This is a genomic window from Devosia pacifica, assembly GCF_014652635.1.
Lineage (GTDB): Bacteria > Pseudomonadota > Alphaproteobacteria > Rhizobiales > Devosiaceae > Devosia > Devosia pacifica.
In genome coordinates, this window is the sequence record NZ_BMZE01000002.1 from 377702 (window position 1) to 392039 (window position 14338).

The window sequence follows — 14338 nt, forward strand, 5'->3', positions numbered from 1 at the left end:
CTTATACACAGGAGCGACCGCCAGGGCCGCTACTCTGTTCGATATATCAGACGTCGAGATTAGCAACGCTCAGTGCGTTGTCCTGAATGAAATCTCGGCGCGGCTCGACGAGATCTCCCATCAACGCGGTGAAGATCGTATCCGCGTCGTCGGATTCCTTGATCTCGACCTGCATCAGCGTGCGCGCATTTGGATCGAGTGTCGTCTCCCAAAGCTGGTCGGGGTTCATCTCGCCCAGGCCTTTATAGCGCTGCAGAGAGACGCCCTTACGCCCGGCGGCGGCAACCGCCCGGAAGAGCGATCCGGGGCCATAGATCGAGACTTCGTCATTCTTGCGGGACAGCACCGGCACGCCGCCATAGAGCTCTTCGAGGCGTGGCGCCAGCTGACGCAGGCGTCGCGCGTCTGCACTTTGCAACAGAGCACGATCGATCATGTGCGTTTCTGTCACGCCGCGCACAGTGCGCGAGAATGACATTCCGCCTTCCTCCGTCGGCTCGCCGGTCCAGCCGCGCTCGAGTTCGTCCGAAATTCGGTCGAGCCGGTTGGCCACCCGGCGCACCGCTTCTGCTGCAGTGTCGGGATTTTCCAGAGCTTCAGGATCAAGCCCGCCAACGATTGCGGCCTGCTCAACGAGGCTACGATTATAGCGGGTATTAAGGCTGTCGATCGCCTGCACCAGGTCGCGCGCCTGATTGAGGATTTCGAGAAGATCCTGGCCGGCATGGGTGGTACCGTCGCGGGTCGTGAAGACGGCATCCTCGATGCCGGTCGACAGCAGGTAGTTTTCGAGCGCCCGCTCGTCCTTGAGATAGAGCTCCGACGAGCCACGCTTGACCTTATAGAGCGGCGGTTGCGCGATATAGATGTGGCCGCGCTCGATCAGTTCACGTGTCTGCCGATAAAAGAATGTCAGCAGCAGTGTGCGGATATGGGCGCCGTCGACATCGGCGTCGGTCATGATGATGATCTTGTGGTAGCGCAGCTTATCGGGATCGAACTCTTCCCGGCCGATACCGGTGCCGAGCGCCGTGATCAGCGTGCCCACCTGATCGGACGAGATCATTCGGTCGAAGCGCGCGCGCTCGACATTGAGGATCTTGCCGCGCAAAGGCAACACAGCCTGCGTTGCCCGGTCGCGTCCCTGCTTGGCCGAACCACCAGCCGAGTCACCCTCAACGATGAAGATTTCCGCTTTGGCGGGATCGCGCTCCTGGCAGTCCGCGAGCTTGCCGGGAAGCGAGGATATCTCGAGAGCACCCTTGCGGCGGGTCAATTCGCGAGCCTTTCGGGCCGCTTCGCGGGCGGCCGCTGCCTCGGCGACCTTGCTGACGATGACCCTGGCCTCGTTCGGGTGCTCTTCAAACCACTGGTTGAGCTTGTCGTTGACGACACCCTCGACCACGGGGCGGACTTCGGACGAGACCAGCTTATCCTTGGTCTGGCTTGAAAACTTGGGGTCGGGCACCTTGACCGATAGCACGCAGGTCAGTCCCTCGCGGGTGTCGTCACCCGTCATCGAGACCTTTTCCTTTTTCGAGATACCCGAGGTGTCGGCATAGGCCGTGACCTGCCGGGTAAGCGCGCCACGAAGGCCCGCAAGGTGGGTACCGCCATCGCGCTGCGGGATGTTGTTGGTGAAGCACAGCACGTTCTCGTGGTAGCTGTCGTTCCACTGAAGCGCCACTTCAACCGTGATGCCATCGCGCTCGTGCGAAAAGGCAATGGGCTTTTCGATCAGCGAGGATTTGGCCTTGTCGAGATAGCTGACGAACGCCTCGAGGCCACCTTCATAGAAGAGCTCAACGTCGACCGGCTCGGGATGCCGCCGGTCCTTGAGGTGAATGCGCACACCCGAATTGAGGAATGCCAGCTCGCGCAGCCGATGCTCGAGCGTTTTGAAATCGAACTCGGTCTTGGTGAAGGTTTCCGGCGACGGCATGAAGCTGATTTCGGAGCCGCTGCGACCTTCATAGGTGCCCGCCGATTTATGCTCCTCATAGGTACCAACGACCTTGAGCGGCTCATCGACATTGCCATGCGTGAAGCTTACGTCGTGAATTTTGCCATTGCGGCGGATCCGCAGCTTCAGCCAGCTCGACAGCGCGTTGACCACGGACACACCAACGCCGTGCAGACCGCCAGAGACCTTGTAGGAATTCTGGTCGAACTTACCGCCGGCATGCAGCTGGGTCATGATGACTTCTGCCGCGGAAACACCTTCTTCCTTGTGCAGATCGGTCGGGATGCCGCGGCCGTTATCGTTGACCGTCACTGAGCCGTCGGCATTGAGCATGACGGTGACAAGATCCGCGTGCCCGGCCAGCGCCTCGTCGATGGCGTTATCGACGACTTCGTACACCATGTGGTGCAGGCCCGAACCATCGTCGGTGTCGCCAATATACATGCCCGGACGCTTGCGCACCGCATCCAGTCCCTTGAGCACCTTGATCGAGTCGGCGCCATAATCGGAAGGATTGGGAAAATCGGTGTCGGTCATGTTTTTCCGAATCAGGGTAATGGGTTGAATTTGTTCTAGCAGGAACCGGCGGCCCACCCCAAGCAGAATGCCGACTTTTGCCGGATTTGCAGGGGATTCAGGTGCCCTCTTATGTGAACAGCCGTCCTTCGCGTACACCGATGCGCTGCGCGCGCTCGCCAAACGCTTCGAACAGCACAGAATCCGTCCCGGTCAGGAAACACTGGCTGCCAAGTTCGTCGAGCGCCTGAAAAAGCGCGGCACGTCGGCTCGCGTCCAGATGCGCTGCGATCTCGTCCAAGAGCATGAACGGCGCAATGCCGGCGCGTTGACGGACCAAGCGGGCATGCGCCAGAATGAGACCGATAAGAAGTGCTTTCTGTTCGCCGGTCGAGCCCAACGCTGCCGGCACCCCCTTCTGGGCATGCACAACCTCGAGATCGACGCGGTGAGGTCCATATATGGTGCGTCCAGCGGCACGATCAAGCCGTCGTGCATCGCCCCAGAGCGCCAGGAGACTTTCCTCAAGTGCTGCGATTGAATGCGGTTCGTCGCGATCCTCGAATAATGGCGTCAGGGACAAGCGTGCTGCGGGAAAACCGGCATCCGTCAGGCTCTGTTCGATCAGGGCCTGCAGGTGCGCGATACTATCAACCCGGTTGACGTGAATGCCGGCGCCAAGCTCCGCCATCTGCTGCTCGAGCGCCTTGAGCCAGGCCGGGTCGGCGTCCTCTTCCAGCAGGCGGTTGCGCTGGCGCATAGCGCGTTCATAGTCGCTGACGGTCGCCGCGTGGCCGGGCGTCAGCGTCGTCACCAACCGATCGAGAAACCGGCGCCTGTCACCTGCAGGCCCGGAGAACAGCCCGTCCATCGCCGGCGTCAGCCACAACACGCGCAGATAGGCGCTCATCGATTCGACGGATCGGGCATTGGCACCGTTGATGCGCACCCTCCGTCCCTGAGGCCCGGCGCCGGTGCCGACATCGACTGCACCCTCTGGTGTCTCGATCGTTGCGGCAACAGCCCAGCCCTGCTCGACCGCGTGGGCCTGAAGCGTTTCGAACTTGGCACCGCGAAGACCCCGGCCTGGTGCCAGCAGCGAAAGTGCCTCGAGCAAATTGGTCTTGCCCGAGCCATTCGGTCCGGTCAGCACCAGATGTCGAGGATCAAGATCGAGAGCGGCGGTGGTGTAGTTACGGAACGCCGTCAGGCGCAGCCGCGCAATGTAACGGCTGGGCGGCATGCTGCGGCCTTGTGCATTTGAGGAGTTACCGGTTTCCGGTTCAGACACGCATCGGCATCAGAACGTAAAGGGCGCGTGTTTCCCCGGTATCCTGGACGAGCGTCGGCGAGCCGGCATCGTTGAACATGAACTCGGCTTCATCGGAGCGGATTTGGGCGATGATATCGAGCAGATAGCGGGCGTTGAAGCCAATCTCGAAGCCATCGGTCTCGAATTCTACCGCAAGCTCCTCGCTGGCGGTGCCGTGATCCGGGTTCGTCACCGACAGCTCTAGCTGACCGGAATGCGCCGACAGCTTCACGGCCTTGCCGCCGCGATCGGAGGCTATGGTCGAGACGCGATCAACCGCCGTTGCAAAGCTCTGGCGGTCAACGCTCATGCGCTTGTCGTTATTCTTGGGCGTCACCCGTTCGTAATCCGGGAAGGTTCCCTCGATGAGCTTCGACAGCAGGACGACGGGGCCGAGCGTGAAGCGGATCTTTGTTTCGCTCACCTCGACGGCAACTTCGCCTTCTGCGCTGTCGAGCAGCTTTTGAACCTCGCCGACGGTCTTTTTCGGCACGATGATGCCGGGCATGCCGGCCGAGCCTTCGGGCGCATCGGTATCGGCGCGTGCCAGACGATGGCCATCGGTTGCGACGGCGCGCAGCACCATGCCGTCGCGGCTGCTCTCGATGGCATGAAAGAAAATGCCGTTGAGATAATAGCGCGTCTCTTCGTTAGAGATGGCAAACTGCGTGCGTTCGATCAGCTCGCGCAGTTCACCCACCGGGATCGAGAAGGTGTGTGCAAAGTTGCCGGATTTCAGATCAGGAAAGCTGTCGGGCGTGAGGCACGCCAGATGAAAGCGCGAGCGCCCGGAGGTCAGCAGCATCTGCTCGCCGCCCTCAGTATCAAGGCGGACTTCGGCGCCATCGGACAGCTTGCGCACGATCTCGTAAAGCGTGTGGGCTGGCACGGTCGTTGTGCCGGGTGTCGAGACCATCGCCGGCACGCTCTCGGTCACCTCGATATCAAGATCGGTGGCGCGCAGTTCCAGACGATCCTCGCTGGCCTTGAGCAGCACGTTCGCGAGAATGGGATAGGTGTTGCGGCGCTCGACGACGCGATGCACGTGGCTCAGCGATTTCAGCAAATGGTTGCGTTCGAGCGTGACCTTCATACGGGAAACTTCCTCAAATCGTCGGCTGACAGACGCAGCAAAAACCCCGTTGTGCGGGGCCGAGACCTTTGCAATTTGCTGAGTGAAAGGCAAGGGCATCGGGGCGGTTGTGCCCCGACGAATGGCCGCACCGGCGGATACCGGCACAGCCCCCAGTGCGCGGGTTATTCCTCGAGCATACGCTTGAGCAGTTCGATCTCCTGGCACAATTCAGAATCATCGCGCATCAACTGCTCGACCTTGCGCACCGAATGCAGAACCGTTGTGTGATCGCGTCCGCCGAAGCGGCGCCCGATCTCGGGCAGCGACCGTGCCGTGAGGATCTTTGCCAGATACATCGCGATCTGGCGCGGCCGCACCACATCGCGCGAACGGCGCGCACTCAACAACTCGGTGCGCGGTACCTTGTAGTGACGGGACACCATTTTGAGGATGTCCTCGATGCGGACCTTGCGGGCGTCACGAGTGCGCACCAGATCGGCCAGCTTGTTCTCGGCCATCGGCACGGTGATCAGTTCACCGGTCAACTGGTAACCTGCGACCAGCCGGTTCACCGCTCCGTCAAGGTCGCGGCCATTGCTGACGACGGCGCGCGCGATGTAGTCGATCACTGCCGAGGGAAACTGCACGCCAAAGCGGGCATGCGCCTGATCGGCGCGGCGCTGGACAATGCCGCGCCGCAACTCATAGTCGAACCCTGTGATCGGAACCACGAGTCCGCCCGACAGGCGCGAACGCAGGCGATCATCGACGAGTTCGAGATCGCGCGGCGGCGCATCGGCGGCAACGACCACCTGCTTGGCACCAGTGAGCAGGGTACCCAGTGTGTGCCCGAATTCGGTTGCCGACTTGCCCTGCAGGAACTGCATGTCGTCAATCAGCAGCAGATCGACCCGGCGCAGCCATTCCTTGAAGGCGATTGCCGATTGGCTCTTCACCGCGGTGATGAAGCTGTACATGAAATGGTCGGCGGTGAGGTAGACGATAGTCCGGGTGCTGTCGGCGGCGCTTGCGGCGTGCGCAATGGCATTGAGCAGGTGTGACTTGCCAAGTCCGACGCTCGAATGAAGATAGACCGGATTATAGCTGACCGTGCCGTTGATGACCGCGTTCGCCACTTGGCGCGCTACGCCCAGGGCGATCTCGTTGGGGCCGCCGGCCACAAAGGTATCGAAGGTCATGCGCTGATCGATCGCGCTGCCCGCCAGGGCGTCGCCCTTGTTGGCGGAATTATCGTGCACGAGGCGCGGAGCCTGGGACGGGGCCGTGACTTTCGGCTGTTCGGGTGCTTCTGGCTGGGCGGACGAAGCCTGCTCGGGTTTCGGAGCCAGACGAACCCGTGCCTGACCGTTGACGCGCTGGGTCAGCTGCAGACGAGCAACTTCAGGAGCATCCTGCTGGAAGGCCTCGAGCAGACGATCGGAATAATTGGACTGCACCCAGGAGCACAGGAAGCGTGTCGGCGCGGAAAGATGCGCGAGGTCGGCTACGACCTCCTCCAGTTCCAGACGCTGGAACCAGCTTGCGAAGACATCTTCGCCTACGCTTGCCTTGAGACGCGCACGGACGCGCGCCCACAACTCGCGCTCATAGCCCTCGCCGGATTTGTCGAAACTCATTTCGCGCGCCTCTTGGCCTTTGGAGCTCGCGCTGGGTTCGGCTGCTGAACGTCCGGCATCATTCCATTCGTCCTTCCCGGCTATCGCCTGCTCGTTCATAATTCCTGTCCTGCCTCTTCTAAGTCTCACAGTTGCCGCGAGTCCGCCGCTCGCCGCTCCCCCGCGGAGTCCGCACCGTTCTGGCACGGCATTGACGGGCTTGAAGACGGCAAATCGCCTCTCCTGCGTGCCCCACCAAGCACACACCCGTTTAGTCATTTCTATTGGCAACGACGCCCACCGAACGTGTCGTCTGGCCAACCTTGTCGCCGCTTACGGCACAGTTGTTCTGCTCTGGTCAAAGAATTGAGCCAGATTTATACTTCCTGCAGCTAAGTGACGATAGGGCAAAATGCCCCGTTGAACCTGAGTTTACTGCCCCAACTTGCTTTCCATCAAAAGCCGACGCCTCTTGTCAGTCGCCTTGTCTTGAGATGATGGATGCATCCTAGAGCGGGGGGGCGCTGCTCGCAACATGGGAATCAAGCAAAATGGGACTTGACTCTCGCAGTGAAAACCGTCCCGCCGAGGCGGCCCCCAACAAGCGCCTGTGACTCAATCGGGAATCGGTTGGGATCGCCTGAAATGGGTTAGCAATTTATTTCCAGAAACCATATCGACGTCGATTTTCGAAGCGACAGTATCACTGCGTATCAGCAGGTAACGTCCTGCCCACACTCACTTTATTCTGCGTAGCACACCTCGGAAGCCAGCGGGTCGCCGGCGTCATCGAGTCGTCATCAATCTGATACGTTCGAAAAATGCTTGCGCATACTAGCGCATCAGAATGCCCGCGCAACTGCCCAAAAAAAAGGCCCCGCAAGGGGCCTTCATTCAAGTGCCATGAGACGCCTTGAGCGTCTCATCATCGGCGATCAGGCAGCCAGTGCCTTAACCCGATGATTGAGGCGCGATACTTTGCGCGCTGCAAGATTAGCATGGACGATACCGCGCGATGCGGCGCGCTGGATTTCGGTCTCGGCGGCGCGCAGCGCAACCATCGCATCAGCATGATCGCCCTTGGCGATTGCCTCTTCGACCCGGCGGATGAAAGTGCGCATCCGCGAACGGCGCGCCTTGTTCATCGCAGTGCGAACTTCGATCTTGCGTGTTGCCTTCTTGGCAGATGGCGTGTTGGCCATGAACGTCCTCTCGGCACGGCATCCGAAAGACGCGGCGACGTCTCGGTCTTCCGGGCATGAAACGGGAAACGGCGGCACCAGCCGCCTCAAGTTGGCGCGGTCTATAGCGTTGCCGGCAGGTTGCGTCAACCGAAATCGGGCGGTCAGCGCACCCTCTTCTGGCAGCGCGGGCAATAAAAGGTCGAGCGGCCCGACTGCACGATGCGTTTGACGGTGCCGGTGCACAGCGGGGTCGGGCACGGCTCGTCCTCGCGATCATAGACTGCGAACCGCATCTGGAAGTAGCCCGAGGCGCCATCTGCAGCTCGGAAATCGCGCAATGTCGACCCGCCGGCCTCAATCGCCTCGATCAGCACCTTTCTGATCGCAAGAACAAGATCTTCAAGAACAGCCTTCGGGTGGCCGTTCGTCTTGACCAGGGCACTGCACTTGACCGTCGGCAAAATGTGCGCCCGATGCAGGGCCTCGCAAACATAAATATTGCCGAGTCCGGCAACGACACGCTGATCAAGCAGCCCTGCCTTGACCGGGGCCGCCTTAGTCCTGAATCGCGCCGCCAGCATGTCGGCATCGAACTCGTTGCCCAAGGGCTCGGGACCAAGATCCTTTGTGTAGCGATTGTCTTGATCTTCTGCGAACAGATCGACGAACCCGAACCGCCTCGGATCGGAATAGACAAGGTGAAGCGGACCGTGCGTCGGATGCGTGATCGACCAGATCATATGGTCGTGCTTTCGCGCGGTGTTGGTCTCATAGTAGCGGGTCGGCTGATCGATATCGCGCTCGGTGAACCGGTAGGCGCCGCTCATGCCGAGGTGCGAAAGCACCGTGTTCCCATCGTCCAGCCGCACAAGGAGGTATTTGGCGCGCCGGTCGACCCGGACAATCGTGCGGCCCTCTAGAGCCTTTGCGAACCCTTCTGGAAAGGGGAACCGCAAATCCTTGCGATTGAGCGTCACCGCCTCGATCCGGGCATCCGTCAGATAGGGCTCGAGGCCGCGACGGACGGTTTCCACCTCGGGGAGTTCTGGCACGAAAACCGCCTTTCGCCCTGTGCGCCTTTGCGCATGGAAATAGATGAGGCTTGTGGTTATTGTGCGCCCGATCTCGAACAGGAGACGGCGCGGCCGAACACGCGATGACCCAAAACGATGAAACCACGCATTTCGGCAAGAAGACGGTTGCGCTAGAAGACAAGCAGGGGCTTGTCAACGGCGTCTTCCACCAGGTTGCCGATCGCTATGATCTGATGAACGACCTGATGAGTGGCGGCATTCATCGGTTGTGGAAGGATGCGATGGTCAATGAGCTGGCCCCGCCGCGCGGCGGCCAGCGCGCCTATACCGTCCTCGACATGGCGGGCGGCACCGGAGACATCGCCGAGCGCATCCTCAATGCCTCGATCGGTTATGCAGAGGTGACTGTCTCGGATATAAATTCGGACATGCTGCGGGTGGGCGCTGAACGCGCCGAGACCTGGCGTTACGGCAATCGTGCGAATTTCGTCGAAGCCAATGCCGAGGAGCTGCCGTTTCCCGACAAGAGCTTTGATGCCTATACCATTGCATTCGGGATCCGGAATGTACCGCGGATCGACAAGGCCCTTACGGAAGCACATCGCGTGCTCAAGCGCGGCGGACGGATCCTCGTTCTCGAATTCTCACAGGTCGACGTGCCGGGCCTCGACAGCATCTATCGCACGTTCTCGGATGTCCTCATTCCGCCAATGGGTCGTGTTGTAACCGGTGATGCGGCGCCCTATCGCTATCTGGTGGAATCGATTCAGCGCTTCCCGGCGCCCGAAGTGTTTTCGAGCAAACTCTCTGATGCCGGGTTCCGGCGGGTCAGCCATACGGCGATGAGCGGGAACATTGCGGCTTTGTTCAGCGGCTGGAAGTTCTAGAGAATGGGACTTGCGGACTATGCCCGCCTGGCGCGCGCCGGCTACGTGTTAGCGCGCGAGGGCGCTTTTTCGGTGGTGGAGGAAAAGCACCTTCCGCCCGGCGCGCGCGCCGGGGTGCGGCTGGCACGGCTGATCGAGCGGCCTGAGATCAAGCGGACGGGCCGCGTCGAGCGGCTTACCCGCGCCCTCAACCGGCTCGGCCCCACCTACGTGAAATTCGGCCAGACTCTCGCCACCCGGCCGGACGTCGTCGGGGCAGATATTGCGGGGGATCTTTCAGCGCTTCAGGACCGGATGACGCCTTTTGATCCGGATCTGGTCCCCGATATCCTCAGGGAGGCGCTCGGCGAGCGCGCGGATGATCTGACGGCACTTTCCGCCCCGCTTGCGGCGGCATCGATTGCACAGGTGCATTCGGCGCAGCTCAAGCCCCTGCGTGGCGCCCGCGCAAAGAAGGTCGCGGTAAAGATGCTGCGGCCCGGCATCGCCTCGCGCTTTTATGCAGATATCGGCAGCTTTTATGCCGCCGGCCGATTTGCCGAGCGGTTGCTTCCGGCTACCCGCCGCCTGAAGCCGACCGATGTCGTCAAGACGCTCGACCATTCGGCGCGCCTCGAACTCGATCTGCGGCTCGAGGCTGCGGCGATCTCCGAATTTGCCGAGAATATCAAGAATGACGAGGGTTTCGTCATTCCAGAGGTCAGCTGGGACCACACGGCCGAGAACGTGCTGACAACGAGCTGGGTCGAAGGCATTCCGATCCGCAATCATGCAGCCATCGACAGGGCCGGTCTCGACCGCAGGAAGCTGGCTGCCACTTTGCTGCAGAACTTCTTGCGCCATGCGATCCGGGACGGGTTCTTTCACGCCGACATGCATCCTGGCAATCTGTTCGTCGATCCGCGCAGCGGCGATATCATCGCGGTGGATTTCGGCATTATGGGCCGCATCAATCGTTCAGAGCGCCGCTTCCTTGCAGATATTCTTTACGGCTTCATCACCCGCGACTACCGCATGGTCGCGCAGCGTCACTTCGACATCGGCTACGTGCCGGAAACTCAGTCAGTCGATGACTTTTCGCTGGCAATCCGCTCGATCGGCGAACCGCTGCACGGCCGCACCGCCACCGAAATTTCGATGGCGCGGGTTCTCGGCCAGTTGTTCGCGATCACCGAACTGTTCGACATGCAGACCCGGCCGGAACTGGTTCTGCTGCAAAAATCGATGGTGCTCGTCGAAGGCGTTGCGCGCGCGCTCGATCCGGACCTCGACATCTGGACGGTTGCCGAACCCGTAGTCGGGGAATGGCTTCGCCGCGAACAGGGCCCACTTGGTAAGTTCGAGGATCTGCGTGAAAGTCTCGAGACGCTCGGGACCGCTGCACGCCGTGTCCCGCTCTTGATCGCCGAGGCGGAAATCGTGCTGGCCGATGAACGGGCACGCAAGCGGACCCAACCGGTTTTGCCGCCGGCACTCGTTCAGGCGATTGGATGGTTGGGAGCCGGCGTTTTGCTTCTCGCCTTCATCCGCCTGCTGTTTTTCTGGTGACCCAATGCAGGAAATAGAAATCGCCTTCGAGTGGCTGGCGACCGGTAAAGGCCTTTCGCTGCCGCAGCGTCAGAGTGACGGTGCGGCCGGCATGGATCTTTGCGCGGCTGTCGAAAATGAGACACCCCTGGAGATATCGCCGGGCGGCATAGCAATGGTGCCCTGCGGGTTCCGCATGGCCCTGCCCGCGGGGCATGAGGCGCAAGTGCGTCCGCGCTCGGGGCTCGCGGCCCGATACGGGGTTACAGTTCTGAATTCTCCCGGTACCATCGATGCCGACTATCGCGGAGAGGTGAAGGTTCTGCTGATCAATCACGGTCCCTCGCCCTTCGTGATCAATCGTGGCGACCGCATCGCGCAACTGGTGATCGCGCCGGTCACGGCGGCTCGTTTCAGCGAGGAGATGCAGCTTGATGAGACAGAGCGGGGACATGGTGGCTTCGGCTCGACGGGTCATAGCCGCGGCTAGCCTTTCGGGCGCGACCCTCGTGGCTGGGCCGGCAACGGCCGGCGACAGGGCTCTACTCGATGTCATCGGGTTTTCCGAGGACAGTCGCTATTTCGCCTTCGAGGAGTACGGCATTCAGGACGGCTCGGGCTTCGCTTACTCAAACATCTACGTCATTGACCTCAACGCTGACCGCTGGGCTGCCGACACGCCGGTTCGCATCCGTGATGACGAGAGCATGCATGGTCTTAGAGCCATCAGACGTCAGGCCAGCGACACCATCCAGCCTGTAATGTCGGATCTTGAGATTACCGAGCCAGCCGAAACGCTTGCCCTCAATGCAGATGGCGAACTCTCGGCAGACGACTATCAGCTCAATTTCGGACTTCCGCCCTACGGGCTCGGCGAGGTTCGGGGCATCGAGACGCTACGGCTTGAAAGCTTTAAAGCGCCGACCGTTGAACCGTGCAGCGAGTGGTTCGACATCGCCCCACTCGGCTTCCGGCTGTCGATCGAGCGGGATGGCGCCATAACCAGCCTCTTTGAGGACGAAACCGTTCCCGCCTCGCGCGGATGCCCCTACGGCTACCGCCTTTATGGCGTTTTCCTTCCCTTTGAAGAACAGGATACCGAGGCGGGCGTCGCGGTCATCTCGGTTTATCCCGGGGGGTTCGAGGGGCCGGACCGGCGTTTCATCGCGGTGCCGCTCAGACCATGACAGGCGCCGGGCTAACGAGCGAGGAAACGCGCCGCTACGCGCGGCACCTCGTGCTCAAGGGATTTGGCGGCGCGGCGCAGAACGCCCTCAAGTCTGCAAGCGTGCTGGTGGTCGGTGCCGGCGGGCTGGGCAGCCCGATCATCCTCTATCTCGCTGCGGCCGGCATCGGGCAAATTAGCGTGGTTGATGATGACGCGGTATCACTGTCAAACCTGCAGCGGCAGATTGCGCACACAGACGCAGATATCGGCATCAACAAGGCCCTGTCAGCAACCAACCATGCCCGGCTGCACAACGACAGGGTGCGCCTGGTTGCGCATCCCCGGCGCTTTGGTACAGCCGACGCCGAGCTTCTTGACGGATGCACCCTCGCAATCGACGCCACGGACAATGTTGCGACACGTCGCGAGCTTGCCCGAGCCTGCGCCAGCCGGAAGATCGATCTCATCCATGGGGCTGTGTCGATGTTTGATGGACAGCTGAGCGTGATTGCCCCGCACCGTCGGACCGCCGACGGTCGACCAGGCCCGGATCTCTCTGCTCTCTATGACGATGCCGTCAGCGACGTGGACCTGCCGAGTTGCGAAGCCAACGGCATTCTGGGGCCGGTGACTGGCGTCATCGGCACATTGATGGCGATGGAGGCGATCAAGCTGATCAGCGGCGTCGGAACACCTTTGGTGGGCCGGCTTCTTGTTTATGACGGGCGCGATGCCCGGTTTACCGAGCTCGCCTACTAGGCGTCCGGGTTCTTGAAGACCAGCGCCGCGTTGGTGCCACCGAAGCCGAAGGAATTCGACAGCACGACGCCGAGATCGACGTCATCACGACGCTCGCGGACGATCGGCATTCCATCAAACTCCGGATCGAGTTCATCGATATTGGCACTTTCGGCGATAAAGCGATTGGCCATCATCAGGATCGAATAGATTGACTCGTGAACGCCGGTGGCGCCCTGGGAGTGCCCCGTGAGAGCCTTGGTTGCGGAGATCGGCGGGCAGTCCTCACCGCTGCCGAAGACGGCGCGGATGGCCTCCATCTCCTTGAGATCACCGACTGTCGTCGATGTCGCGTGCGGGTTGATGTAATCGACCGGAGCCTTGATGTTGGCGAGCGCCATGCGCATGCAGCGCTCCGCGCCTTCCCCGGATGGGGCGACCATGTCGAGGCCATCGGATGTGGCGCCGTAGCCGACAAGCTCGGCCCAGATCTTGGCGCCACGCGCCTTGGCGCGCTCGTAATCCTCGAGTACCAGCACCCCGGCGCCACCAGCGATGACGAAGCCATCACGTGCCTTGTCATAAGGACGCGAGGCCTTTTCCGGCGTCTCGTTGAAATCGCTGGACATGGCGTTCATGGCGTCGAACAGGTTCGACAGCGTCCAGTCGAGGTCTTCGTGGCCACCGGCGAACATCACATCCTGCTTGCCGAGCTGAATCTGCTCGAAGGCATTGCCGATGCAATGCTTCGAGGTCGCGCAGGCGGCGGTGATGGAATAATTTACGCCCTTGATACCGAAGGCGGTTGCAAGCGTTGCCGAGGCGGTCGACCCCATCGCCTTTGGGACGGCAGTCGGGCCGATGCGACGCGGGCCCTTGTCGCGGGTGATATCAGCGGCTTCGACAATCGTTCGCGTCGAGGCACCGCCGGATCCCATGACCATGCCGGTCATCGGATTGGAGATATCTGCGTCTTCAAGCCCCGCATCAGCGATTGCCTGCTGCATGGCAAGATAATTCCAGGCTGCGCCCTTGCCCATGAATCGCGTCACGCGCCGATCCAGAACTTCGAACGGGTCGAGCTTTGGTGAGCCGTGCACCTGGCTACGGAACCCGAGTTCGGCGTATTCCGGCGCGAAACTGATACCCGGACGCGCTGACTTGAGGCTGTCCGTCACCTCGTCCAGCGAATTGCCAATCGGGGAAATAATGCCCATGCCGGTGACGACGACACGTCTCATCGTGGCCCTGCTCCATTTGCTTCTGGCGCTGTCGCGCCAGGCGGGGGATCAATATCAAGAAACATGGCGGGATAAGC

The 14338-nt window shown here is 61.2% G+C and carries 12 protein-coding genes; 5 read left to right on the forward strand and 7 right to left on the reverse strand.

From position 1 onward, the window contains the following. Nucleotides 1-46: 46 nt before the first annotated feature. The 6 genes from gyrB to mutM form a co-directional block, all read right to left on the reverse strand. Entirely contained in the window at nucleotides 47-2500 is a 2454-nt protein-coding gene (gyrB, locus tag IE127_RS08920) for a DNA topoisomerase (ATP-hydrolyzing) subunit B (RefSeq protein WP_189425334.1), read from the reverse strand. A 109-nt stretch (nucleotides 2501-2609) separates the two neighbouring features. Further along, a complete protein-coding gene (recF, locus tag IE127_RS08925; RefSeq protein WP_189425335.1) occupies nucleotides 2610-3722 on the reverse strand; it encodes a DNA replication/repair protein RecF in 1113 nt (370 codons plus the stop codon). 40 nt (nucleotides 3723-3762) lie between these two features. Further along, on the reverse strand, nucleotides 3763-4884 hold the full coding sequence (dnaN, locus tag IE127_RS08930; RefSeq protein ID WP_189425336.1) for a DNA polymerase III subunit beta: 1122 nt from the start codon (nucleotides 4882-4884) through the stop codon (nucleotides 3763-3765). 164 nt (nucleotides 4885-5048) lie between these two features. Continuing rightward, nucleotides 5049-6503 (reverse strand): chromosomal replication initiator protein DnaA, encoded by a 1455-nt coding sequence (gene dnaA, locus IE127_RS08935; RefSeq protein ID WP_189426076.1) that lies wholly within the window; start codon nucleotides 6501-6503, stop codon nucleotides 5049-5051. 914 nt (nucleotides 6504-7417) lie between these two features. Beyond that, a complete protein-coding gene (gene rpsT, locus IE127_RS08940; protein ID WP_189425337.1) occupies nucleotides 7418-7684 on the reverse strand; it encodes a 30S ribosomal protein S20 in 267 nt (88 codons plus the stop codon). Between the two features lie 143 nt (nucleotides 7685-7827). Beyond that, a complete protein-coding gene (gene mutM / locus IE127_RS08945; protein WP_189425338.1) occupies nucleotides 7828-8718 on the reverse strand; it encodes a bifunctional DNA-formamidopyrimidine glycosylase/DNA-(apurinic or apyrimidinic site) lyase in 891 nt (296 codons plus the stop codon). A gap of 104 nt (nucleotides 8719-8822) precedes the next feature. Here mutM and ubiE point away from each other — a divergent pair, with 104 nt between their 5' ends. The 5 genes from ubiE to IE127_RS08970 are packed head-to-tail and all read left to right on the forward strand — an operon-like array spanning nucleotide 8823 to nucleotide 13041. Further along, on the forward strand, nucleotides 8823-9587 hold the full coding sequence (ubiE, locus tag IE127_RS08950; RefSeq protein WP_189425339.1) for a bifunctional demethylmenaquinone methyltransferase/2-methoxy-6-polyprenyl-1,4-benzoquinol methylase UbiE: 765 nt from the start codon (nucleotides 8823-8825) through the stop codon (nucleotides 9585-9587). Between the two features lie 3 nt (nucleotides 9588-9590). Further along, complete coding sequence (ubiB, locus tag IE127_RS08955) at nucleotides 9591-11135, forward strand: 2-polyprenylphenol 6-hydroxylase (protein ID WP_189425340.1); 1545 nt, start codon at nucleotides 9591-9593, stop codon at nucleotides 11133-11135. A gap of 4 nt (nucleotides 11136-11139) precedes the next feature. After that, nucleotides 11140-11604: a dUTP diphosphatase gene (gene dut / locus IE127_RS08960; protein WP_189425341.1), complete on the forward strand. Its 465-nt coding sequence runs from the start codon at nucleotides 11140-11142 to the stop codon at nucleotides 11602-11604. Then, a complete protein-coding gene (locus IE127_RS08965) occupies nucleotides 11549-12301 on the forward strand; it encodes a DUF2259 domain-containing protein (protein ID WP_189425342.1) in 753 nt (250 codons plus the stop codon). Before dut ends, IE127_RS08965 begins: the two co-directional genes overlap by 56 nt. Then, nucleotides 12298-13041 (forward strand): HesA/MoeB/ThiF family protein, encoded by a 744-nt coding sequence (locus IE127_RS08970; protein ID WP_189425343.1) that lies wholly within the window; start codon nucleotides 12298-12300, stop codon nucleotides 13039-13041. The genes IE127_RS08965 and IE127_RS08970 overlap by 4 nt, the downstream gene beginning before the upstream one ends. Here the strand turns inward: IE127_RS08970 and fabB are convergent. Then, nucleotides 13038-14261, reverse strand: coding sequence for a beta-ketoacyl-ACP synthase I (gene fabB, locus IE127_RS08975; RefSeq protein ID WP_189425344.1), 1224 nt, complete (start codon nucleotides 14259-14261; stop codon nucleotides 13038-13040). The two genes, IE127_RS08970 and fabB, sit on opposite strands and share 4 nt — an antisense overlap. Nucleotides 14262-14338: the final 77 nt, after the last annotated feature.